Origin of the sequence: Caballeronia sp. Sq4a, assembly GCF_023170545.1 — a bacterium.
In the GTDB taxonomy this organism is placed as follows: Bacteria; Pseudomonadota; Gammaproteobacteria; order Burkholderiales; family Burkholderiaceae; genus Caballeronia.
This window is the reverse complement of sequence record NZ_CP084250.1, coordinates 183,354-204,925: the sequence shown is the minus strand read 5'-3', so window position 1 is coordinate 204,925 and position 21,572 is coordinate 183,354. Positions and strand designations below refer to the sequence as shown.

The following is a 21,572-nucleotide window of genomic DNA, read 5'->3' as shown; positions in this document are numbered from 1 at the left end:
TCTGGGGCTTCGCGGCGTGAGTGCCGCGAAGCTCGCGCAGCACCCCAAGCCGATGAACGACGACCAACTCCTCCGCTATTCGCGCCACATCCTCGTCGATGAAATCGGCATCGAAGCGCAGCAGCGTTTTCTCGATGCGCACGCGATCATCGTCGGCGCGGGCGGACTCGGCGCGCCGGCGGCGATGTATCTGGCCGCCGCGGGCGTCGGCAAGCTGACGCTCGTCGATGCCGATACCGTCGACCTCACGAACCTCCAACGGCAAATCGTCCATGCGACGCAATCCGTCGGGCAACCGAAAGTGGAATCCGCGCGACAGACGCTGCGCGCGCTGAACCCGGACATCGAGATCCAGGCAATCAACGCGCGCGCCGACGCCGCCTGGCTCGACGCGAACGTGCCGCACGCGAGCGTCGTGCTCGATTGCAGCGACAACTTTGCCACGCGCCATGCGATCAACGCCGCGTGCGTCGCGCATGGCGTGCCGCTCGTGTCGGGCGCGGCGTTGCGCTTCGACGGACAAATCAGCACATTCGACTTTCGCTCGCCGGCGTCGCCCTGCTACGCATGCGTGTTTCCGCCGGATCAGGCGTTCGAGGAAGTCGCATGCTCGACGATGGGCGTCTTTTCGCCGACAGTCGGCATCATCGGCGCGATGCAGGCGGCAGAAGCCCTGCGCGTGATCGGCGGCTTCGGCGAAACGCTCGCGGGCCGGCTGATGATGCTCGACTCGCTGCGCATGGAATGGAACACGATGAAGATCGCGCGGCAGCCGGATTGCCCAGTCTGCGGCACGCGTCATCTCTAAAGCTCAGGCTTTCTGCAAACGCGCGAGCGCAGCCTGAAGCTCGGCCGGCTCGTATGCCGCGAGCACGTCGGCAACCGGCTTCTCCAGCGCCTTCAAATTCGAGCGCAAAATCTCCTGCTTCACGACGAGCAATTGGCTCGGATGCATCGAGAATTCAGTCAGGCCCAGTCCGAGAAGCAGGCGCGTGACGGCCGGATCGCCCGCCATTTCACCGCACACCGAGACCGGCACGCCCGCGCGCTTCGCCTCGCGCAAGGTCAGCGCAATCAGATGCAGCACCGCCGGATGCAGCGGATCGTACAGATGCGCGACGGAGTTGTCCGCGCGGTCGATGGCGAGTGTGTACTGGATCAAATCGTTCGTGCCGATCGACAGGAAATCCAGCCGGCTCAGGAACAGCCGCACCGCGATAGCCGCCGCCGGAATCTCGATCATCGCGCCGATCTGCACCTTGCGGTCATAGGCGATGCCCGCGTCGTCGAGCTGGCGCTTCGCTTCGCGGATCAAATCGAGCGTCTGATCGATTTCCTGCGCGTGCGCCAGCATCGGAATCAAAATCTTGGTCGGGCCGAACGCGGACGCGCGCAGAATCGCGCGCAACTGCGTCACGAACATTTGCGGCTCGGACAGGCTCCAGCGGATCGCGCGCAAGCCGAGCGCCGGGTTCGGCGCGGTTTCGTAGCCGTCGCCGCCGGTCATCGAATCGAGCGGCTTGTCCGCGCCCACGTCGATGGTGCGGATCGTCACCGGCTTGCCGTTCATCAGCTCGATCGCGCGCTTGTACGCCTCGAACTGCTCTTCCTCTTCGGGCAGCCGGTCCTTGTGATTCATGAACAGGAACTCGGTGCGAAAGAGGCCGACGCCCATCGCGCCCGCGTCGACGGCCACTTGCGCGTCGTCCGGCAATTCGATGTTCGCGCATAGCTCGATCTTCGTGCCGCACAGCGTCTGCGTCGGCGAAAACTTGAGGCGCTGGAGCTTGCGCTGCTCCAGCAGCTTTTCGCTTTGCCGATACGAATACTCTTCGAGAACGATGGGCGCCGGATCGACGATCACGATGCCGTGATCGCCATCCACGATGATGAGATCGTTCTGGCGAATCAGCACGCTCGCCTGCTGCACGCCGACCGACGCCGGAATGCCGAGGCTGCGCGCGACGATCGCCGTATGCGACGTGCGCCCGCCGAGATCGGTCACGAAGCCCTTGAACGCCTGCGTCTTGAACTGAAGCATGTCGGCCGGCGCGATATCGTGCGCGACCACGATCATCTCGTTGTGTCCGTTGCTCGCGGCCGTGTGCACGACGAGCGACGCCGCCGTCGGCGCGCCCGCGAGCGCCTTCAGCAGGCGTTCGACCACTTGCTGAATATCCGCTTTGCGCTCGCGCAGGTATTCGTCTTCGATGTCGTCGAAGAAGCTGCCTAGAATTTCGAGTTGCTCGGTGAGCGCCCACTCGACGTTGTAGCGGCGCGCGCGAATGAGGTCGATAGTTTCCTGCACGAGCATGGCGTCGTTCAGGATCATCATGTGGACGTCGATGAACGCGCCCATTTCGGTGGGCGCGTCGGCGGCGAGGTCTTCCCGCAGTGCTTCAAGTTCCTGGGCTACGGCGGCCTGCGCCGCATGAAAACGCGCGATCTCCGCGTCGATTTGATCCGGCTCGATCAGATAATGAGCGACGTCGAGCGCGGCCGGCGCAATGAGATACGCTCGCCCGATGGCGATGCCTCGTGATACGGGAATTCCATGCAGCGTGAAGGACACGCGCACCTCCTCTAGTTGTGATGTATCCGCGTTTCTCCCAGACCCGCGGCGGGCGCTTGGCCGCACAGGCAATTATAAGTTCGAACTATTCGAAAGTCCCTGCACGGCCTGTCGCGGCGGCAGCGAGCCGATTGCGCCGCGTTACCGCGCCACTGAATGGAGCAGACGCAAAAAAGCCGCGTCGATGCGCGGCTTTTCGTTGCGTGCATGCAGTTTCCGATGAGGCGCTTACTGCCCTTCTCCGAACTTGTCTGCGATCAGGCCGAGTATCGCCTGCATGGCTTCTGCTTCATCCGGACCTTCGGTTTCGATCGTCACCGTGCTGCCAATGCCCGCTGCCAGCATCATCACGCCCATGATGCTCTTCGCGTTGATGCGGCGGCCGTTGCGGCTCATCCAGATTTCGGACTGATAGTTGCCGGCGAGTTGCGTGAGCTTCGCGGATGCCCGCGCGTGCAGCCCGAGCTTGTTCACGATGGTTGTTTCTTGTTGCTGCATGATGCTCCGAAACGCGAGTGGATGAGGGAAGCGGCGTCAGTGGCTCGCGGCTTTCGCGGCGGCGAGATCGGCGCTCGCGGAACAGGCGGGATCCGGCGAGCCGGCCACTTTCGTTGCGAGCGCGCAGGGATTGAGCGGCGTCGACGAATCCAGCTCCTGGATGCCTTTCGAGCCGCCTTGCAGGATCTTTTCCGTGAGCGTGTCGAGCGGCGTGGCGCGATAGCAGACGGCGCGCACGAGCATCGGCAGATTGACGCCCGCGAGCACGCGCACGTCGGCTTCAGCGAGGCTCGCCGCGATGTTGGCCGGCGTCGCGCCGAAGACGTCGGTGAGCACGATCGCGCCGTTGTCTTCCTTCAGGCGGTCGATTTCCGAGCGGGCGAATGCGCGGACCTCGACGGGATCGCAGTCGGCGGTCACGTCGATGACGCCGATGCGCGCGGGCAAGCCGCCGTAGATATGAGCGACGCACTCACGAAGCGCGGTGGCGAATGGTGCGTGCGCGATGATCAGAATGCCAGCCATGTCGGGATTGCTACCTCTGTAGCGACGAATACGTCAGAGATCGCTCGAAAACGCGCGAGCGGCGCGTGTTACAGGCCATATATGCATCCGGCCGGTCGGGAAATCAACCGGCGGCACAGACGGCCTTCCCGTCTTACCGGCTCGCAGAAGCTGTTCCAGCCCCAGTTCGCAAGCCGTCGGGAAGTCAATTGTAACAGTGCTGGCAGCGCGCGTTTTGCAGTGCGCCAAATGCATCGGAGCGGATGCGGCGAGCGGCGTCAGCCGACTGCGCGCTCCAGCGCGTCGATGAACATCCCCGCCACGTCGAAGCCCGTCTGATCCATGATCTCGCGGAAGCACGTGGGGCTCGTCACATTCACTTCGGTGAGATAGTCGCCGATGGCGTCGAGCCCGGCGAGCAGCAGTCCGCGCGCCTTCAGCACCGGACCGAGCGTTTCGGCGATCTCGCGGTCGCGCGTCGTCAGCGGCTGCGCGCGGCCGAGCCCGCCCGCCGCGAGATTGCCGCGCACTTCGCTGCCTTGAGGAATACGCGCGAGCGAATACGGCACGGGCTCGCCGCCGATCACTAGAATGCGCTTGTCGCCCGCCGAAATTTCGGGGATGAACTTCTGCGCCATCACCATGCGCGCGCCGTTCTCGCTCAGCATCTCGATGATCGAACCGAGATTCATGCCGTCCGCCTTCACGCGAAAGACGCCCATGCCACCCATGCCGTCGAGCGGCTTGAGAATGACATCGCCGTGCTCGGCGTGAAATGCGCGCAAGCGCGCCGGGTCACGGGTAACGAGCGTCGGCGCGACGAATTGCGGCCATTCGGCAATGGCGAGCTTCTCCGAATGATCGCGGATGGCCTGCGGCTTGTTGAACACGCGCGCGCCCGATCGCTCGGCGATTTCCAGCAGCCACGTCGCGTTCACGTATTCGAGGTCGAACGGCGGGTCCTTGCGCATGAGCACCGCGCCGAACTTCGCGAGCGGCAGATTCTCGGGCTCCGCCGCCGAAAACCACGGCGAGCGGCCGCTGTCCGCTTCGTCGCCGACAATCTCGACGCGGCGCACGCTCGCCTCGACCGCGCTGCCCGTCCACGCGAGATGCTGCGGCTCGCACGCGTAGAGCACGTGACCGCGGCGCGCGGCTTCCGCCATCATCGCGTAGGTCGTGTCCTTGTAGATCTTGAAGTGATCGAGCGGGTCGGCGATAAAAAGAATGTCCATGGTCTTCGCTTGGGTTCACGCGGCCTGCGAGCTTACCGCAAGCCGCGCGCTTACACCTGAATGGCTTCCGGATCGGTCTTTTCGAGTTCCACCGACGCCGCGAGCAGCCCGAGCCGCGCCACCACGCCGTACATGTAGAAGCGGTTCGGCGGCGCGGCGCCCGGCTTCGCATGCGCGTCCGGCAGCGCCGTGTGCTCGAAGCCGAGCGGCACGAAGTGCATGCCCGGCGCGTTCAGGTTTTGATCGCGCTCGCGAGAATCGTGCACGCGATAGAAGCCACCGACGACATACCGGTCGATCATGTACACGACCGGCTCCGCCACCGCGTTCTCCACGCGCTCGAACGTATGCACGCCTTCCTGCACGATCACGTCATGCACTTGCAGGCCGTCCTTCGCGTCGTTCATCTTCGCGCGCTCGCGCTTCGTGAGCGCGGCCACTTCGCTTGCGTCGTGCACGGTCATCACGCCCTTGCCGTACGTGCCGGCGTCGGCCTTGATGACCACGTACGGCTTCTCGCTGATGCCGTATTCGCGATACTTCTTCGCGATCTTCTTGATGACGCCGTCGATGGCGTCCGCCAGCGCTTCTTCGCCCGTGCGCGCCTCGTAGTCCACGCCTTCCACATGCGCGAAGTACGGGTTCACCATCCACGGATCGATTTCGACCATTTTCGCGAACTTCTTCGCCACGTCGTCGTAGCAGGAGAAGTGCGTCGATTTGCGGCGCACGGCCCATCCCGCATGGAGCGGCGGCAGCAGATACTGCTCGTGCAGATTCTCGAGGACAGGCGGAATGCCCGCCGACAGGTCGTTGTTGAGCAGAATCGAACAGGGATCGAAGTTCTTCAGCCCGAGCCTGCGCGGCGTGCGTTCGAGCGGCTCCAGCACGATCTTCTGGCCGTCGGCGAGCGGAATCGTCACCGGGCCGTGAATGTTTTCATCGAGCGTGCCGAAGCGGACGTTCAGTCCCGCTTGCCGCATGATCGTGGCGAGCCGCGCGACGTTTTCCAGATAGAACGCGTTGCGCGTGTGACGTTCCGGAATCACGAGCAGATTCTTCGCGTCGGGACAGATCTTTTCGATCGACGCCATGGCCGCCTGCACGGCGAGCGGCAGCACTTCCTGCGGCAGATTGTTGAAGCCGCCGGGAAAGAGGTTGGTGTCGACGGGCGCGAGCTTGAACCCTGCGTTGCGCAGATCGACTGAACAGTAAAACGGCGGCGTGTGCTCTTGCCATTCGAGACGGAACCACCGCTCGATGGCTGGCGTGGCCTCGAGGATTTTCCGCTCGAGATCGAGCAGAGGGCCACTCAACGCCGTAACTAAGTGCGGGACCATTGATTTCTCGCGGACAGCTTTGCACGGGACCGGAGCGTTACGCCCGGCCGATGGAAGACCAAAGATTGTAGAGCAATTGTTTTGCCTAATTGGGGATGAGCCGCCAATTACCAAGGTCTCCTGCGCCCCGTCCGGCAAAGCAGGACGCCCTTCAATGGACGAAACCCGGACGCGCGGTCTTTATTCCGCTTCGAACGAAAAAAACCCGCCATGAAGGCGGGCCAAGTCGCTGCGCTCGTTCTTGTAGCCGCAGCGCGCGCGGTCGATACGCGCACGCTTGCGGCACATTCGTCATTCGACGTGTTCGCCGTGCAGCGTCACGTCGAGACCTTCGCGTTCCTGTTCTTCCGTGACGCGCAGGCCCATGGTCATGTCGATGATCTTGAGCAAGACGAAGCTCACGACGCCCGAGTAGATCAGCGTGACGAGCACGCCCTTCGCCTGCACGAGCACCGAGCCGTCGAAGCCGCCGATGTCCTTCACTGCGAACACGCCCGTCAGCAGCGCGCCGATGATCCCGCCGACGCCGTGCACGCCGAACGCATCGAGCGAGTCGTCGTAGTCGAACTTGTGCTTGAGCCACGTCGCCGACCAGAAGCAGACCACGCCCGCGACGATGCCGATCACGATCGCGCCCGGCACGCCGACGAAGCCCGAAGCCGGCGTCACGGCAACCAGACCCGCCACCGCACCCGAAATGATGCCGAGCACCGACGGCTTGCCCTTCGTGATCCACTCCGCGAACATCCAGCCGAACGCGGCGAATGCGGTGGCGATCTGCGTGGTGAGCATTGCGAAGCCGGCACGGCCGTCAGCCGCGACCGCCGAACCTGCGTTGAAGCCGAACCAGCCGACCCACAGCATCGACGCGCCAATCAGCGAGAGCACGAGGTTATGCGGCGCCATCACTTCGCGGCCATAGCCGACGCGCTTGCCGAGCACGAGACAGCACATCAGACCCGCGATACCCGCGTTGATGTGCACCACCGTGCCGCCCGCGAAGTCGAGTACGCCTGCCGTTGCCAGCCAGCCGGTCGGTTCCCACACCATGTGCGCGATCGGCGAATAGACGATGAGCGACCACAGCGCCATGAACACGAGCATCGCGGAGAACTTCATGCGGTCCGCGAACGCACCGGTGATAAGCGCGGGCGTGATGATCGCGAACGTCAACTGGAACGCGAAGTAGACCGACTCCGGAATCGTCGAGGCAAGATGGCTGACGGTGAGCGTCGTCGCCTTGTCGCCCTTGATGTAGGCCATGCCGTGCAGGAACACGCGCGAGAAGCCGCCGATGAACGACCCGCCCGGCGTGAACGCGATGCTGTAGCCCACCACCGTCCAGAGGATCGTCACGAGACAGCAGATCGCGAAGCTCTGCATGGCGGTCGCGAGCACGTTCTTCTTGCGCACCATGCCCGCGTAGAAGAGCGCGAGACCGGGGATCGTCATGAACAGCACGAGCGCGACCGAGGTCAGCATCCACGCGGTGTCGCCGGAGCTGATCTTGGAGGAATCGACCGAGAACGGCTCGGTCGGCGCGGCGGGCGCAGCTTCAGACGCGCCCGATGCGGCAGCGGCCGCTTCTGCCGACGAAGCCATCGCCGTGTTCGCGCTCGCAGGCGCGCTTGCCGTCGAAGCGGCGGATGCGCTCGCCGAGGCGGCGTCGGACGCGGGTGCCGAGGCGGCGACCGGAGCGGACGCGTCCTCTGCGAGTGCGGTGCCGACATTCGCGCCGATCAGCGCGCCCGCCACCATCAATGACATCAAAAAGTTGCGCATTCTTCTGGTTCCTCTTATCGCCGATTTTTCTTAGAGCGCGTCCGCGCCGGTCTCGCCGGTACGAATGCGAATCACCTGTTCGATTGCGGTGACGAAGATCTTGCCGTCGCCGATCTTGCCCGTGCGGGCCGCGCGTTCGACGGCTTCGATGGCCTGATCCACGATGTCGTCCGAAACGGCTGCCTCGATCTTCACCTTCGGCAGGAAGTCGACGACGTACTCCGCGCCGCGATACAACTCGGTGTGCCCTTTCTGGCGGCCGAAGCCCTTCACTTCCGTGACGGTGATGCCCGAAACGCCGATGGCCGAAAGCGCCTCGCGCGCTTCGTCGAGCTTGAACGGCTTGATGATTGCGGTGATGAGTTTCATGTGTCCCTCGCTGTGGTTGCCTTCCTTCCGCCTGCCGTTCGCTTAAGAACGCGTTCAGAAAAGGTCGCGCCACTTATGCAACTCGTATGCCAATCGAGTCCTGGCAAGCCTTGCAGCGATGTTGCGACAAAATGCGCCGCGCCCCTCTGCCGAACGGCTAACGCGCGCCGGGCGTGCTGGCGGGGGGGCAGGTTCATTGCTAGAGTGGTCGCGAGGTCCGCAAAAAGGGCATGGACGGCCAACGCAGCCGCGAGCCGGCGCTAAAATCGCGTCGCCTGTGAGATGTCCCCGGCGTGCGTTCGCGGAACACGCGCGCGCACCAAGATCGAACATTCGATGTTTCGGGGCACTGACCTAACAATGAATGCACTTTATTTGTGCAGAAGGGAGAAACGATGAAGCAGCCCAACGACGTGTTCAACGACCTGCAGCAGAAGATGAGCGAGCTTTTCAAGAACTCGCCCGCGAAGGACGTCGAAAGAAACATGAAGGCGATGCTTTCTCAAGGCTTCTCAAAGCTCGATCTCGTCACGCGCGAAGAATTCGATACGCAGACGCAAGTGCTCGTGCGCACGCGCGCGCGGCTCGAAGAACTGGAAAAGCGCGTCGCGCAACTGGAGCAGCGGATGACGAGCACCGGCGCGGCCCAAGACTAAGCCCGCTGTTTCTCTGGTACCCGGCCGGCGAGCCGTGAAGTTCTAGTCTTATTGCCGGCGCGGCCGTTTTTCGGCGCGCGCCGTTTCAGGTGAAATCATGTCGCTTGCCGTGGTACGCAGCCGCGCGCCCGCCCCTGGGCGCGCGCCGGAAGCTGTCGTCGAAGTTCATCTTGCCAACGGGCTGCCGTCGTTCTCCATCGTCGGCCTGCCCGATCTCGAAGTCCGCGAAAGCCGCGAGCGCGTCCGCGCCGCGTTGCAGAACTGCGGCTTCGATTTTCCCGTCAGCCGTATCACCGTCAACCTCGCGCCCGCCGATCTGCCGAAAGAGTCGGGCCGCTTCGATCTGCCGATCGCCCTCGGCATTCTCGCCGCGAGCGGGCAAATTCCTGCGGAATCGCTCGCGAATCGTGAATTCGCGGGCGAGCTATCGTTGACCGGCGCGCTGCGCCCGATGCGCGGCGCGTTCGCGATGGTCTGCGGCGCCGCTCGCCAGTATGCGAACAGTGCCGGCGTTCCCGAGATATACGTGCCGCTCGCGAGCGCCGCCGAGGCCGCGCTCGTGCCGGGCATCGACGTTTACGGGGCGGCGGATCTTCCCGAACTGTGCGCTCATCTCAACGGCGTGCCCGACGCGCGGCTGCGGCCCGCCCAAGCCGCAACGCTTTCGGACGCGTCGTCGGCGCCGTCGCCCGATCTCGCCGATGTCATCGGTCATCCGGGCGCGCGACGGGCGCTCGAAGTGGCGGCGGCGGGCGGGCATCATCTGCTGATGGTCGGGCCGCCGGGCGCGGGCAAGTCGATGCTCGCCGCGCGTCTGCCCGGCCTTTTGCCGCCGATGTCCGACGACGAAGCGCTCACGTCCGCCGCCATTCTCTCGGCGAGCTCGCTCGGCTTTCACCCAGCGCAGTGGCGGCAGCGGCCGTTTCGCGCGCCGCATCATTCGTCGAGTTCGGTCGCGCTCGTCGGCGGGCGCAATCCGCCGCAACCGGGCGAAATCACGCTCGCGCACTTGGGCGTACTTTTTCTCGACGAGCTTCCCGAATTCGATCGCAAGGTGCTCGAAACGCTGCGTGAGCCGCTCGAAGCCGGCCGTATCACCATTTCGCGGGCCGCGCAGCAAGCCGACTTCCCTGCCGCCTGCCAACTGGTCGCCGCGATGAACCCGTGTCCGTGCGGGTGGCGCGGCGACCCTTCGGGCCGTTGCCGCTGCTCGCCGGAGATCGCCGCGCGTTACCTGCGCAAGCTGTCCGGGCCACTCATGGACCGCATCGACATTCAGATCGAACTGCCCGCGCTTTCGCCGGCGGAATTGTCGGCGCGCAGCGCGAAGCGTGGCGAATCGAGCGCGCAGGTCGCGGCACGCGTGGCCGTCGCGCGCAAGACGCAGTTGCGCCGGCAGGGCAAGACCAATCGCGAACTGGATGGCCGCGAAGCCGACGACGTTTGCCGCCCCGATTCCGCCGGCGAGGCGCTGCTGCGCTCGGCGGGAGAGCGGTTCGGCTGGTCGGCGCGGGCGTACTACCGCGTGCTGAAAGTGGTGCGGACCATCGCGGACCTTGCCGGCGTCGACACGCCGGACGCCGCGCACGTCGCGGAGGCGGTCCAGTATCGGCGGGCGCTCGGCATCGCATGAGGCCTGCGACGGTTCGCGTCAGCGCAAAAATGCTTGTCAAGTCTTGACTTATGCACACCGACGCGATCCGCGCCCATCTTTCATCGGATTTGATGCTGGTTTGACATCGATTCCGCAGGCCATTGATTTTATTGAACTAATTAAATTGCCGTGATCGGAGGCAAAGTAACGACAGCCGCTTGTTTCGGGCTTTTGGTGGCTACCGCACACTCTTCTCCACAAAGTTATCCACAGAACTTGTGGATAGAGGAAAAAGTCCTGACAAATCCGTGGATTACGGCTCAATTCTGCGAAGCGACTTGCATTCGATTTCGGCTCGGCACGGCGCTTTTAAGCCAGTACTTGCATGATTCGAGCGTCCCCTCTAAAAAAGTTTGAAGGACGTAAAGAATTGATCCGCTTGCTCGGCGGGCGGCGCTTTGTCAGAGACGATCGCCAGTTGATACACATGCATGCCCCGTGCGACGAAACGCGCGTGGATCGTCCGGGACTCGCGCTTTTCGCCGCTTTGACCTTCCACCTGCATCTCGCTGCCGAGCACGCGCCCGCCCGCCGCCAACTCGATTTGCGTCGCGCGCGCTGCCGGATGCGCATTCACGTTCCGCGCGAGGCCTTGCTCCAGGTAGTCGAGCGCCGCGCGTTGCAGCGCCGGGTCCGCGCTCGGCAGCACGACCGTGCCGACAGCGAACACGACGTCGTTCGCTTCGGCGGTCTGCATGCGCATGGTCATCGGCTGGCCGGCGATCTCGATCTTGCGTTCGTCCGCGCGGGGCTTGGCGGGCAGCGTCACTTCGTAGCCGTCGTCGTTGTTCATGACGGTGCGCCAGTCGTAGGCGGGCGTGCAGGCGAGCAGCGCGCCACAGGCAACCGCCGCCATCGACGCGCGCCACGCGCCCAGCGCGGCAAAATGGCGCACTGCGGCCGCCACCGGGAGAAAAGCCTGCTTCATGTCCGATTCTTCGCGTGAAAAAGCATCATTATCGCGCCGCGATGCCGGGCCTTCCGCTCCGACATGATGCCGCCCGGCGTTTGGCGCTAAAATAACCGGCAGTTTCCTATTGCGGTTGCGCCGCTCACGGCGCTGAACTCTGCAATCCGAGGTTCCCATGTCCCAAACCACGCAAGACACTTCCGGCCGCGCCAAAAGCCCGCTGCGCTATGTCGTCATGGCGCTCGTCGCGGGCGTGATCGCCTGTACCGGCTACTTCGCGTTCGGCGGCCAGCAGCGCGTGCCGGACGCCACGTTCACGCTGCTGTCGGGCCAGAAGATTTCGACATCGGCGGATCTGAAGGGCAAGGTCTATCTCGTCAACTTCTGGGCGACGAGTTGCGAGACCTGCATGAAGGAAATGCCCGAGATGATCAACACGTACAACAAGTTCAAGGGACGCGGGCTGGAATTCGTCGCCGTCGCCATGAATTACGACGCGCCGATGTACGTCAACAACTACGCGCAGACGCGCAACCTGCCGTTCAAGGTCGCGATGGACGACGGCAGCGCCGCCAAGCAGTTCGGCAACGTGCAACTGACGCCGACTACCTTCGTCGTCGACAAAAACGGCAAGATCCTGAAACGCTATGTCGGCGAGCCGACGTTCGCGGAACTGGATGCGCTGCTGGACAAGGCGCTCGGCTCCGCGGCGTGAGCGCAGCCCGTCTCAAGATGACGCCCGCTTATGCGGGCGTTGTCGTTTCTAGCGGTCCGAATCGCCTTTCGCGGCGAGCCCGTAACGCTTGATCTTCTCGTAGAGCGTCGCCTTGCCGACCTGAAGCCGGTCCGCCGCCACCGCGACCGCGCCGCCGCACTGCTCCAGCGTTTCCGCGATGACCGCGCGCTCGAACTGCTCGGCGCGCTCCTTGAGCGATTGCGTCGCCGTGTCGAGCGACGCGCTCACGTCGTCCATCACGCCGAGCACCATGCGATCCGCCGCGTTGCGCAGTTCGCGCACGTTGCCGGGCCAGTCGCGCTGCATCAGCTCGGCGCGCTGCCGGTCCGTGATGAGCGGCGCGGGCCGGCCGTACCGCACGGCGGCATCAAGCAGAAAGTGCTCGAAAAGCGGCACGATGTCCTCGCGGCGCTCGTTGAGCGGCGGCAGCGTGATGGTCACGACGTTGAGCCGATACAGCAGATCGCGCCGGAACGTGCCGTCCGCGACGTGCTCGTTCATGTCGCCCTTGGCCGCGGCGACCACGCGCAGATTCGCCTGCACCGGCTGGTTCGACCCGAGCCGTTCCAGCACGCCGTCCTGCAACACGCGCAGCAGCTTCACTTGCAGCGAGAGCGGCATGCTTTCGATTTCATCGAGAAAGAGCGTGCCGCCCGATGCGTGCTCCAGCTTGCCGATGCGCCGCTTCTGCGCGCCCGTGAACGCGCCGGCTTCGAAGCCGAACATCTCGGACTCGAACATCGGCTCGGGCAGCGCGCCGCAGTTCACCGCGATAAACGGCTTGTCGCGGCGCGACGACATCTCATGCAAGCTCCGCGCGATCAGTTCCTTGCCCGCGCCCGTGTCGCCGTTGATGAGCACGGAGGCGTCCGTCGGCGCGACGTTCGCGATCAGCCGACGCACCTGTTCGATGGCCGGACTGCGCCCGATGATGCGCGGCGCCACGCCGCTCTGATCGGCCAACTCGCGCCGCAGCGCCTGATTCTCCAGCACCAGCGTGCGCCGTTCGAGCGCGCGCCGCACCGCTTCCACGAGACGCTCCGAGGCAAACGGCTTTTCGATGAAGTCGTACGCGCCGTCGCGCATCGCCTGCACGGCCATCGAAATATCACCGTGTCCGGTGACGAGAATCACGGGCACATCCGGCGCGCGTTCGCGGCACTGCGCGAGCAGATCGAGGCCGCTCGCGCCCGGCAGCCGGATGTCGCTCACGATTACGCCGGGAAAATTCGCGTCGATGACGCGCGCCGCCGATTCGACGCTGCCGTGGCCCGCCACCTCGAAGCCCGCGAGTTGCAGGCTCTGCACGCTCGCGCGGCGCACGAGCTCGTCGTCTTCGATAAAGATCACCTGCAAACCGGTGGTCATGTCTTGCCTCGATTCAAATGGCTACGCGCGTCGCAGCGTCAACACGAATTCTGCGCCGTGCGAGTGATCGGCGTCGGCTTGCGTGCCGCCTTCCGGGCCGTCCGCGACGATGGGCGCCACGCGATTGCGCGCGACGAGCGTGCCGCCGTAGTCCCGCGCGATCGCCGATGAAATCGCCAGCCCGAGTCCCAGCCCGTGTCCCGTCTCCTTCGTCGTGAAGAAGGGCTCGAAGAGGTGCGGCAACGCGTCGGCGGGAATGCCCGGCCCGTTGTCGCGCACGACAATCTCCACCGCATCCGCCCGCGCGTCCAGTTCGATCACGATGCGCGGGGCATCGCAGGAGGCGACCGCATCCAGCGCATTGCCGATCAGATTGATGAACACCTGCTCCAGCCGCAAGTCCTCGCAGCGCACCATGATCGGCGGGCCGTCGCCTTCCAGTTCCGGCGCAATGTCCAGCACGACGTTCGAAAGACGCGGCCCGAGCATGCCGAGCACGTTGCGCAGCGCCCGCGCGACATCCGTGCGCGCGTTCTTCGGCCGCGCCTTCGCGACGAAGAGCTTCAGCTGATTCGTGATCTTGCCCATGCGCTCGGTCAGCGCGGCAATGGCTTCGAGGTTCTCGCGCGCCGCCGCCTGATCGCCGCGCTCGATCAGCACGCGCGTGTTGTCCGAGAAACTGCGTAACGCGGCAAGCGGCTGATTCAGTTCGTGCGTGATGCCCGCCGCCATCTGCCCGAGCGCGGCTAGTTTGCTCGCCTGAATGAGTTCGTCGTGCGCGGCGCGCAGGTCCTGCTCGGCGCGCGTGCGTTCGTTCACTTCCTTCGTGAGTTGCGCATTGGCCTGCGACAAGTCCGCCGTGCGTTCCGCCACGCGCTGATTCAGCTCCGCATACGCCGCCTGCAACAGCTCGCGGCTGCGGATCATCTCGCGCACGCGCGCGCGCCGCATGCGCCAGTAGAACGCGAGCAGACACAGCGAGACAAAGACGAGCGCCGTCACGACGACCGCTGTCTGCGCCGCGCTTTCGACCGGATCGAGCGGCGCCATCGTGATGAGTTGCCAGTCCGGCTCGCCGATGGAGCGGCGCGTCGCCAGAAAACTCGGCGCGTTGTGTCCGCCGCCGACGCGCACGATCTGCGCGCCACCTTCCAGCGTTTCGACGACGGACAGGGGCAGCGGCGTGATCGGCTGCTGCGCGTACTGTCGCGTCTGATACACCGACGCCTCGACGCTCTGCGGCAGCGGCCGCACCGTGTGATATTTCCACGATGGCACCGAAGACAAAAAGATCACGCCGTGGTCGTCGGTGACGAGCAGCGGCTCGGACGCATCCGCGCCCTGTAACCATTCGAGATTGAGCTTGACGACCGCCACGCCGATCAGTTCGTGCCCGCCTTCCTGATACACCGGCTGCGAGATGTAGTAGCCCGGTTCGAGCGAGATGGTGCCGAGTCCGAAGAATCGCCCGACCCCGCCTTTCACGGCATCGACGAAATACGGCCGGAAGTGATATTCCACGCCGATGAAGCTGTCCGGCCCGCGCCAGTTGCTTGCCGCGACACAGTAGCCGTCGGCGCGAATCAGGTAAGTCGCCGTGGCATGCGCGCGGCGGTTGAGATCTTCGAGATAGCGGTTCGCGCGATCGACATTGCGCGCATCGGGCGCGACGAGCACGTCCTGCACGAACGGATGGCGCGACAGCAGATACGGCAGATATTCGTAGCGGTCGAGCGTGCTTTTCAGCGTGCTCGTCGTGCGATCGACGCGCGCCGCCGCATTGCGCCGCAACTCGTCGATGCCGCGCTGCCGCTCGACGTGCCACGTGAGCGCGCAGCACGCCGTGAGCAGCGCGGCGAGCGCAAAGAACACGAGGATGCGGCGCGTCACGTGATGAGATTCCCGCGATTGAGAATCCCTCATTGTGGCATACGCATTTTCGGGATAAGCCTGCCGAAACGCGCGCGGCGAAGCTTCCGCAGTCGGGGGCTTCGCCGCTCGCATGTTCGCGTCCGTCCCGAGTCGCGTCAGACCGTCTCCGCCTCTTCGGTCACGTCGACATTGCGATGCAAGGCCGCGCGCAGCTTGGCGCGATCGAGCTCGCGCTCCCACGCCGAGACGACCACCGTCGCCACGCCGTTACCGACGATGTTCGTCAGCGCGCGGCATTCGCTCATGAAGCGGTCGACGCCGAGAATCAGCACCATGCCCGAGAGCGGAATGGTCGGCACCACCGCAAGCGTCGCGGCCAGCGTGATGAAGCCCGCGCCGGTCACGCCGCTCGCGCCCTTCGAAGTCAGCATCGTCACCGCGAGCAGCGTCAACTGCTGGCCCCACGACAGGTCGGTGTTGGTCGCCTGCGCGATGAAGAGCACCGCCATCGTCATATAGATGTTGGTGCCGTCGAGATTGAACGAATAGCCGGTCGGCACGACGAGACCCACGACCGAGCGCGAGCAGCCGAGCTTTTCGAGCTTGAGCATCAGTTGCGGCAGCGCGGCTTCGGACGAGCTCGTGCCGAGCACGATCAGCAGCTCTTCCTTGATGTACGCGACGAAGCGCAGCACCGAGAAGCCGACCATGCGCGCGATGATGCCGAGCACGACCACGACGAACACGACGGACGTCAGATAGAACGTGCCGATCAGCTTGAGCATGGGCAAGAGCGAGCCGATGCCGTATTTGCCGATGGTGAAGGCCATCGCGCCGAACGCGCCGATGGGCGCGAGCTTCGTGATGATCCCGACCATGCCGAACAGCACGCTCGACAGGCTTTCGATGAAGCTCGTCACCGGCCTGCCGCGCTCGCCGAGATGCGCGAGCACCGCGCCGAACAACAGCGCGATCAAGAGAATCTGCAGGATTTCGCCCTGCGCGAACGCGGACGAAAGCGTGTCCGGGATGATGTGCAGGAAGAAATCGACCGCGCTCTGACCGTGCGCCGCCTTCGCTGCGTACGTGTCGATGGCCTTGTGATCGAGCGTCGCCGGATCGACATTGAAGCCGACGCCCGGCCGCAGCACGTGCGTGGCGACGAGGCCGAGAATCAGCGCGAACGTCGATACGACTTCGAAGTACAGCAGCGCCTTGCCGCCGACGCGCCCGACTTTCTTCATGTCCTCCATGCCGGCGATGCCGGTCACGACGGTGCAGAAAATGATCGGCCCGATGACCATCTTGATGAGCTTGATGAAGCCGTCGCCGAGCGGCTTCATGTCGGTGGCGAACGAGGGATAGAAGTGCCCGAGCGCGATACCGATGGCGATGGCCACGAGCACCTGCACGTACAGGACTTTGTAGAAAGGTTTCTTCACGATGGTTCCAGGCAATATCAGCAGTTGGCAAAGAAAGCGCCAGCGGCGAGCCGCGAAGTGCGGGCAAAGCGGCGACGCGTGGCGGGAAACCGCGCGTGCCGGATCGCGTCGCGTTAGCGAGAGCCGCTACGTCGACGGATCAGGGTCGGTTGGGTGCGAAAGGGGGCATCGGCTTGTCTCCTGGGTTTTATGGGCGGCTTCGCGGGCCTTGGGTCTTTTTATGCAAGGGTGATGCCAGTGGGCACGTTGCTGTAACTCATTGATTCTGCGGTCGTCGGGCGCGCGGGGAATCGGTGGCGGTCCGGCATTCTAGAAAAGTGGCTTGCGCGTGTCCGGTGATCTGGACGCTCTGTTTCTAGCTCTGGATTCGCCCGCGTGGAGACAGGTTCTCAGCGTTTCCCGGCGAGACTGGCGGCTACGCGCTCCGACCGACCGCTTGAATTTATTCGCTGCCATCACCTTTCGGTGACCTGTCCGAGGTTCGCTGACTGTTTCTTGCGTTTCCGCAAAATAAGAGCGACAGCATGGCCCTATTCTGGTGCTCCCTAACACCTGAGAGGACGTAACCGTGGCTAGATATGTTGTGCATTATGAAATGCGAAAAGGTGCCAACTCAACGTCGTATTCTCATACTGCTGAGTGTGAGTCTGAATGTACCGCCATTCAGATCGCCGAAGCAAAAGGTCGTCGTGATAGACCTGGCTACGACTTCAATCTGAGGCGCGTGGAAAGGCGCTGAAGGTCGATCTCGGCGTGGAAGTGGTGAAGCGCGCCCCCTCCGGCTTCGGAAGTATCAGAGCGGTTTCCCTTCAAATAAAGGACCTTCGATAACCTGCCCATGCGCTGAGCGAACCTTTGCAGCCGATGCCTTGCTTCCGGATTGCATCGGACCACTTAAGTCGTTCGACCGTCAGTAATGGGGTGGACCAAGCCGATTCCTTTCCGCGCTGTCCGATGATCTGGACGCCGCCCTGCTCCATCGCCCATTCACAAGCCGAAAAAAAACCCACGTCACCGTGGGTTTTTTGCCAGCAGCAGAACGCAGCGCAGTTAAACCACCCCCGCCCCATGCGCCTGCAAATCCGCGTGATAACTCGACCGCACCATCGCGCCGACCGCCGCGTGCGTGAAGCCCATCTTGTACGCTTCTTCCTCGTACATCTTGAACGTATCCGGATGCACATACGCGCGCACCGGCAGATGGTGTTCCGACGGCTGCAAATACTGGCCGATAGTCAGCATATCGACGTCGTGCGCGCGCAGATCGCGCATCACCTGAAGAATCTCTTCTTCCGTTTCGCCCAAGCCGACCATCAGGCCCGACTTGGTCGCCACTTCCGGATGCAGCGCCTTGAAGTCCTTCAGCAGCTTCAGCGAATGGTGATAATCCGAACCCGGACGCGCCTCCTTATAAAGACGCGGCACCGTTTCCAGATTGTGGTTCATCACGTCGGGCGGCGCGGCGGTCAGAATATTGATCGCGCGATCCAGTCGCCCGCGAAAATCCGGCGTCAGAATTTCGATGCGCGTTTCCGGCGAATGCTTGCGCACCTGGCGGATGCACTCCACGAAATGCGCCGCGCCGCCGTCGCGCAGATCGTCGCGGTCCACGCTCGTGATGACCACATACTTCAGCTTCAACGCGCCGATGGTGCGCGCGAGGTTCAGCGGCTCCTCGGGATCGAGCGGATCGGGACGGCCGTGGCCGACATCGCAGAACGGGCAGCGGCGCGTGCACTTGTCGCCCATGATCATGAACGTGGCCGTGCCCTTGCCGAAGCATTCGCCGATATTCGGGCAGCTCGCTTCCTCGCAGACGGTGTGCAGGTTGTGCTCGCGCAGAATCTGCTTGATCTCGTTGAACCGCGAATTGCCGGTCGCCGTGCGCACGCGAATCCACTCCGGCTTCTTCAGCTTCTCGATCGGCACCACCTTGATCGGAATGCGCGATGTCTTCGCCTGCGCCTTTTGCTTCGCGGTGGCGTCGTAGGGCGCGGGGATCGTCGGGGAAGCGGGAGCGGTGTCGCCTGCCAGGTTTGCGGTTGCGTCAGTCATTCGGTTGATCCGGTAGATGCAGCGGGACGGCTCGCGCCGTCTTGCGGTTGAGCGGCGGCGCTCGGCGTGCCGTCGATCTGATGCGCCAGTCTTTCGGCGAGCGTGAGTGCGACATCGCGCCAGCCGGCCACGACGCCGAGCGTCGCCATGTCGACCGTTTCGAGTCCCGCGTAGCCGCACGGGTTGATCGCGAGGAACGGCCGAAGGTCCATCTTCACGTTCAGGCTGACGCCGTGATAGCTGCAGCCGTTGCGGATCTTGAGCCCGAGCGCGGCGATCTTCGCGCCCTCATGCAGTTCGTGCAAACGAACGTTCGCGCCGCGCTGCGCCTGAAGCGCGGACGGCGCGGCGACGTAAATGCCCGGCGCGCCCGCCTTGCGGTCACTCGCCAGATTATACGTTGCGAGCGTTTCGATCACGGCCTCTTCGATACGCCGCACCATCTCACGCACCATGAGCTTGCGACGGCGCAAGTCGATGAGCAGATACGCGACGATCTGCCCCGGCCCGTGATACGTGATCTGCCCGCCGCGATCCACCTTGACGAGCGGAATGCCGCTGTCGGCTAAGAGCAGATCCGCGGGATCGCCCGCGAGACCGAGCGTGAAGACCTGCGGATGCTCGACGAGCCAGATTTCGTCGGGCGTGTCGGGCGTGCGGGCGTCAGTGAACGCGCGCATCGCGTCGAAACTCTCGCCGTACGGTTCGAGGCCGCGCCAGCGCAGAATGACGTCGCCGGGCAACTCGATGGCAGGCTCGGAGATAAGCTCGGTAGAAAATGCAAGCGGCGTGGCGGACATGATCCCGGTAGTTTACCGAAATCGCTTCATGCCCGCCGGCCGTGAAGACGAAGATGAACCGATCCGCACGCTCAGACGGTGCGCCAGCCGGCGCGAAAACGCAGCGCGAGCCGCTCGATGCGCGCGGACAGCCAACGAATCGCGCGCTCGTCGCGACGCGGCACGATGGTGAACACGACGCGCGCGGGCTTGTCGCCTTCCGCCGAAAGCCATAGCCGTTCGCGCTCGCGCAGGTTCAGCCGGTCGCCGGGCGCGAGCCAGTAGTCTTCGATGTCGTTGCTGCGTGTCGCCCAGACCGGGCTGCCGTGCACGGTGAGCCGCGTGCCGCGCGCAATGCGCATCGGCACGGTTTCGCCGGGACTGATTTCGAACGTGACGCTTGTTGATATTTCTCGCATGATCGACTCCGCCAACGGAACGTTTCGATGACTACAATCGTAGGCGTAGCAAGGCATCGGACAAAACGATCAATTTTCACCGCTATGTGAGCCGCATTGACAAACGCATCCGCGAACATCCACATGGACCTGCGCCAGCTTCCCGCGCTGAACGCGCTGCGAGCTTTCGAAGCCGCCGCGCGTCACGAGAGTTTTTCGCGCGCCGCCGACGAGCTTTTCGTCACGCACGGCGCGGTCAGTCATCAGATACGCGCGCTGGAGGCCGAACTCGGCGTGGCGCTTTTCGCCCGCGACGGCAAGCGCGTGCGCCTCACCGACCGCGGCCGCCAGTACGCGGCGGACGTGCGCGCGGCGCTCGTCGCGCTCGCGGAATCGACGCGGCGCATGCGCTCGGGCGACCGGGACCGGCGGCTCGTCGTGTCAATGCTGTCGTCGTTTTCGGCGCGCTGGCTCACGTCGCGCGTGGGCGGTTTCATCGAAAAGCATCCGGAATTCGATCTCGAACTGCTGTCGACGAACGCGCTCACCGACTTCAGCCGCGACGACGTGGACGTGGCGATCCGCTTCGGCTATGGCAAATATGCGGGCGTGCACGCGGAACCGTTGCTCGACGAAGTGTTCTTTCCCGCGTGCTCGCCACGCTTCAATGGCGGCGCGCTGCCGCGCGTGCCGGCCGATCTCGCGAACATGCCGCTTCTGCGCTCCGGCGACGAGCTATGGCGCCCGTGGTTCGACGCAGCCGGCCTGCCGGACATGCCGGAGCCCAAACGCGGCGTCTTGTTCGAAGATTCGTCGAATTTGCTGCAAGCGGCCATCGACGGCCAGGGGATCGCGCTCGTACGGCGCTCGCTCGCGATGCAGGAAATCATCGACGGGCGGCTCGTCAGGCTTTTCAACGTGGATGGTCCGAGTCCGTGGACCTATTACTTCGTGTGTCCGCCGGAGTTGCTGGCGACTGCGCGCGTGCAGGCGTTTCGGGAGTGGATCTTCTCCGAAGCGGAGAAGTTCAGGCAGCTTTACGAGCGCACGCCCGCCGTGTGCGATGCGCCCGCAGCCGCAGGCAATCTCAGAGCACTACCTTGACCATCGGGTGGCCGGTGAGCGCGCGATAGATGTCGTCCAGATGCGCGCGGTTCTGCGCGCGCACCGTGCACGTGAGGCCCGTGTAGTTGCCGCCGGACGACGGCCGCGCTTCGACGCGCGTGACGTCGAACTCGTTGTCGAACTCGCGGATCACGGTGACGATGGTGTCCTGAAATTCGGGATGCGACTTGCCCATCACCTTGATCGGGAAATCGCAGGGGAAATTGAACAGCTCGTCGGTGCTGCTGGCCTGCGTCGGATCGGCCGACTGCGGCTTGGAATCGAATGAATCGGACAT

General features: G+C 64.2%; 20 protein-coding genes. 5 read left to right on the top strand and 15 right to left on the bottom strand.

Annotated features, from left to right (window positions below; translation table 11 throughout):
* Nucleotides 1–52: 52 nt before the first annotated feature.
* Nucleotides 53–808 (top strand): molybdopterin-synthase adenylyltransferase MoeB, encoded by a 756-nt coding sequence (locus tag LDZ24_RS00945; RefSeq protein ID WP_248321006.1) that lies wholly within the window; start codon nucleotides 53–55, stop codon nucleotides 806–808.
* A 3-nt stretch (nucleotides 809–811) separates the two neighbouring features.
* Here LDZ24_RS00945 and ptsP read toward each other — a convergent pair whose 3' ends face one another.
* The 7 genes from ptsP to LDZ24_RS00905 form a co-directional block, all read right to left on the bottom strand.
* Nucleotides 812–2,572 carry a phosphoenolpyruvate--protein phosphotransferase gene (gene ptsP, locus LDZ24_RS00940; RefSeq protein WP_175939220.1) on the bottom strand — a complete coding sequence of 587 codons (1,761 nt, stop codon included), beginning with the start codon at nucleotides 2,570–2,572 and terminating at the stop codon, nucleotides 812–814.
* Between the two features lie 228 nt (nucleotides 2,573–2,800).
* The gene (locus tag LDZ24_RS00935) at nucleotides 2,801–3,070 is read right to left on the bottom strand and encodes an HPr family phosphocarrier protein (RefSeq protein WP_159835102.1); all 270 of its coding nucleotides are present in this window, start codon (nucleotides 3,068–3,070) and stop codon (nucleotides 2,801–2,803) included.
* A 36-nt stretch (nucleotides 3,071–3,106) separates the two neighbouring features.
* Complete coding sequence (locus LDZ24_RS00930; protein WP_248321004.1) at nucleotides 3,107–3,595, bottom strand: PTS sugar transporter subunit IIA; 489 nt, start codon at nucleotides 3,593–3,595, stop codon at nucleotides 3,107–3,109.
* A gap of 257 nt (nucleotides 3,596–3,852) precedes the next feature.
* Nucleotides 3,853–4,809 carry a glutathione synthase gene (gene gshB / locus LDZ24_RS00925; protein ID WP_248321002.1) on the bottom strand — a complete coding sequence of 319 codons (957 nt, stop codon included), beginning with the start codon at nucleotides 4,807–4,809 and terminating at the stop codon, nucleotides 3,853–3,855.
* Nucleotides 4,810–4,859: 50 nt separating this feature from the next.
* Nucleotides 4,860–6,149: a glutamate--cysteine ligase gene (gene gshA, locus LDZ24_RS00920; protein ID WP_248321000.1), complete on the bottom strand. Its 1,290-nt coding sequence runs from the start codon at nucleotides 6,147–6,149 to the stop codon at nucleotides 4,860–4,862.
* Nucleotides 6,150–6,440: 291 nt separating this feature from the next.
* Nucleotides 6,441–7,931 carry an ammonium transporter gene (locus LDZ24_RS00915; RefSeq protein WP_256465374.1) on the bottom strand — a complete coding sequence of 497 codons (1,491 nt, stop codon included), beginning with the start codon at nucleotides 7,929–7,931 and terminating at the stop codon, nucleotides 6,441–6,443.
* Between the two features lie 30 nt (nucleotides 7,932–7,961).
* Nucleotides 7,962–8,300: a P-II family nitrogen regulator gene (locus LDZ24_RS00905; RefSeq protein WP_014190273.1), complete on the bottom strand. Its 339-nt coding sequence runs from the start codon at nucleotides 8,298–8,300 to the stop codon at nucleotides 7,962–7,964.
* Between the two features lie 395 nt (nucleotides 8,301–8,695).
* On the opposite strand from LDZ24_RS00905, the gene LDZ24_RS00900 reads away from it, so the two are divergent.
* On the top strand, nucleotides 8,696–8,956 hold the full coding sequence (locus LDZ24_RS00900) for an accessory factor UbiK family protein (protein WP_175939211.1): 261 nt from the start codon (nucleotides 8,696–8,698) through the stop codon (nucleotides 8,954–8,956).
* A 97-nt stretch (nucleotides 8,957–9,053) separates the two neighbouring features.
* Nucleotides 9,054–10,589, top strand: a complete 1,536-nt coding sequence (locus LDZ24_RS00895) for a YifB family Mg chelatase-like AAA ATPase (RefSeq protein ID WP_248320996.1) — start codon at nucleotides 9,054–9,056, stop codon at nucleotides 10,587–10,589.
* Nucleotides 10,590–10,953: 364 nt separating this feature from the next.
* On the opposite strand, the gene LDZ24_RS00890 is transcribed toward LDZ24_RS00895, so the two are convergent.
* Nucleotides 10,954–11,466 (bottom strand): hypothetical protein, encoded by a 513-nt coding sequence (locus LDZ24_RS00890; RefSeq protein WP_371747400.1) that lies wholly within the window; start codon nucleotides 11,464–11,466, stop codon nucleotides 10,954–10,956.
* Nucleotides 11,467–11,695: 229 nt separating this feature from the next.
* Here LDZ24_RS00890 and LDZ24_RS00885 point away from each other — a divergent pair, with 229 nt between their 5' ends.
* Nucleotides 11,696–12,235, top strand: a complete 540-nt coding sequence (locus LDZ24_RS00885) for a TlpA disulfide reductase family protein (RefSeq protein ID WP_248320993.1) — start codon at nucleotides 11,696–11,698, stop codon at nucleotides 12,233–12,235.
* Nucleotides 12,236–12,283: 48 nt separating this feature from the next.
* On the opposite strand, the gene LDZ24_RS00880 is transcribed toward LDZ24_RS00885, so the two are convergent.
* The 6 genes from LDZ24_RS00880 to LDZ24_RS00855 form a co-directional block, all read right to left on the bottom strand.
* On the bottom strand, nucleotides 12,284–13,624 hold the full coding sequence (locus LDZ24_RS00880; protein WP_248320991.1) for a sigma-54 dependent transcriptional regulator: 1,341 nt from the start codon (nucleotides 13,622–13,624) through the stop codon (nucleotides 12,284–12,286).
* Nucleotides 13,625–13,645: 21 nt separating this feature from the next.
* Nucleotides 13,646–15,628 (bottom strand): ATP-binding protein, encoded by a 1,983-nt coding sequence (locus LDZ24_RS00875; protein ID WP_371747364.1) that lies wholly within the window; start codon nucleotides 15,626–15,628, stop codon nucleotides 13,646–13,648.
* Between the two features lie 23 nt (nucleotides 15,629–15,651).
* The gene (locus LDZ24_RS00870; protein ID WP_248320987.1) at nucleotides 15,652–16,938 is read right to left on the bottom strand and encodes a dicarboxylate/amino acid:cation symporter; all 1,287 of its coding nucleotides are present in this window, start codon (nucleotides 16,936–16,938) and stop codon (nucleotides 15,652–15,654) included.
* 1,050 nt (nucleotides 16,939–17,988) lie between these two features.
* Nucleotides 17,989–18,993, bottom strand: coding sequence for a lipoyl synthase (gene lipA, locus LDZ24_RS00865; RefSeq protein WP_248320985.1), 1,005 nt, complete (start codon nucleotides 18,991–18,993; stop codon nucleotides 17,989–17,991).
* A complete protein-coding gene (gene lipB, locus LDZ24_RS00860) occupies nucleotides 18,990–19,793 on the bottom strand; it encodes a lipoyl(octanoyl) transferase LipB (RefSeq protein ID WP_248320983.1) in 804 nt (267 codons plus the stop codon). The genes lipA and lipB overlap by 4 nt, the downstream gene beginning before the upstream one ends.
* A 71-nt stretch (nucleotides 19,794–19,864) precedes the next feature.
* Nucleotides 19,865–20,191 (bottom strand): DUF2917 domain-containing protein, encoded by a 327-nt coding sequence (locus tag LDZ24_RS00855; protein WP_248320981.1) that lies wholly within the window; start codon nucleotides 20,189–20,191, stop codon nucleotides 19,865–19,867.
* A gap of 123 nt (nucleotides 20,192–20,314) precedes the next feature.
* Between LDZ24_RS00855 and LDZ24_RS00850 the strand changes: the two genes are divergently transcribed.
* Entirely contained in the window at nucleotides 20,315–21,274 is a 960-nt protein-coding gene (locus LDZ24_RS00850) for a transcriptional regulator GcvA (protein WP_248322236.1), read from the top strand.
* On the opposite strand, the gene LDZ24_RS00845 is transcribed toward LDZ24_RS00850, so the two are convergent.
* Nucleotides 21,258–21,572 carry a DUF493 family protein gene (locus tag LDZ24_RS00845; RefSeq protein WP_248320979.1) on the bottom strand — a complete coding sequence of 105 codons (315 nt, stop codon included), beginning with the start codon at nucleotides 21,570–21,572 and terminating at the stop codon, nucleotides 21,258–21,260. The two genes, LDZ24_RS00850 and LDZ24_RS00845, sit on opposite strands and share 17 nt — an antisense overlap.

Bases quoted from the DNA above. Each gene is read 5' to 3' on its own strand.
- LDZ24_RS00945 (WP_248321006.1), top strand. From the start codon at position 53: ATGAACGACGACCAACTCCTCCGCTATTCGCGCCACATCCTCGTCGAT.
- LDZ24_RS00935 (WP_159835102.1), bottom strand. From the start codon at position 3,070: ATGCAGCAACAAGAAACAACCATCGTGAACAAGCTCGGGCTGCACGCG.
- LDZ24_RS00930 (WP_248321004.1), bottom strand. From the start codon at position 3,595: ATGGCTGGCATTCTGATCATCGCGCACGCACCATTCGCCACCGCGCTT.
- gshB (WP_248321002.1), bottom strand. From the start codon at position 4,809: ATGGACATTCTTTTTATCGCCGACCCGCTCGATCACTTCAAGATCTAC.
- gshA (WP_248321000.1), bottom strand. From the start codon at position 6,149: ATGGTCCCGCACTTAGTTACGGCGTTGAGTGGCCCTCTGCTCGATCTC.
- LDZ24_RS00915 (WP_256465374.1), bottom strand. From the start codon at position 7,931: ATGCGCAACTTTTTGATGTCATTGATGGTGGCGGGCGCGCTGATCGGC.
- LDZ24_RS00905 (WP_014190273.1), bottom strand. From the start codon at position 8,300: ATGAAACTCATCACCGCAATCATCAAGCCGTTCAAGCTCGACGAAGCG.
- LDZ24_RS00900 (WP_175939211.1), top strand. From the start codon at position 8,696: ATGAAGCAGCCCAACGACGTGTTCAACGACCTGCAGCAGAAGATGAGC.
- LDZ24_RS00895 (WP_248320996.1), top strand. From the start codon at position 9,054: ATGTCGCTTGCCGTGGTACGCAGCCGCGCGCCCGCCCCTGGGCGCGCG.
- LDZ24_RS00890 (WP_371747400.1), bottom strand. From the start codon at position 11,466: ATGGCGGCGGTTGCCTGTGGCGCGCTGCTCGCCTGCACGCCCGCCTAC.
- LDZ24_RS00885 (WP_248320993.1), top strand. From the start codon at position 11,696: ATGTCCCAAACCACGCAAGACACTTCCGGCCGCGCCAAAAGCCCGCTG.
- LDZ24_RS00880 (WP_248320991.1), bottom strand. From the start codon at position 13,624: ATGACCACCGGTTTGCAGGTGATCTTTATCGAAGACGACGAGCTCGTG.
- LDZ24_RS00875 (WP_371747364.1), bottom strand. From the start codon at position 15,628: ATGCGAGCGGCGAAGCCCCCGACTGCGGAAGCTTCGCCGCGCGCGTTT.
- lipA (WP_248320985.1), bottom strand. From the start codon at position 18,993: ATGACTGACGCAACCGCAAACCTGGCAGGCGACACCGCTCCCGCTTCC.
- lipB (WP_248320983.1), bottom strand. From the start codon at position 19,793: ATGTCCGCCACGCCGCTTGCATTTTCTACCGAGCTTATCTCCGAGCCT.
- LDZ24_RS00855 (WP_248320981.1), bottom strand. From the start codon at position 20,191: ATGCGAGAAATATCAACAAGCGTCACGTTCGAAATCAGTCCCGGCGAA.
- LDZ24_RS00850 (WP_248322236.1), top strand. From the start codon at position 20,315: ATGGACCTGCGCCAGCTTCCCGCGCTGAACGCGCTGCGAGCTTTCGAA.
- LDZ24_RS00845 (WP_248320979.1), bottom strand. From the start codon at position 21,572: ATGTCCGATTCATTCGATTCCAAGCCGCAGTCGGCCGATCCGACGCAG.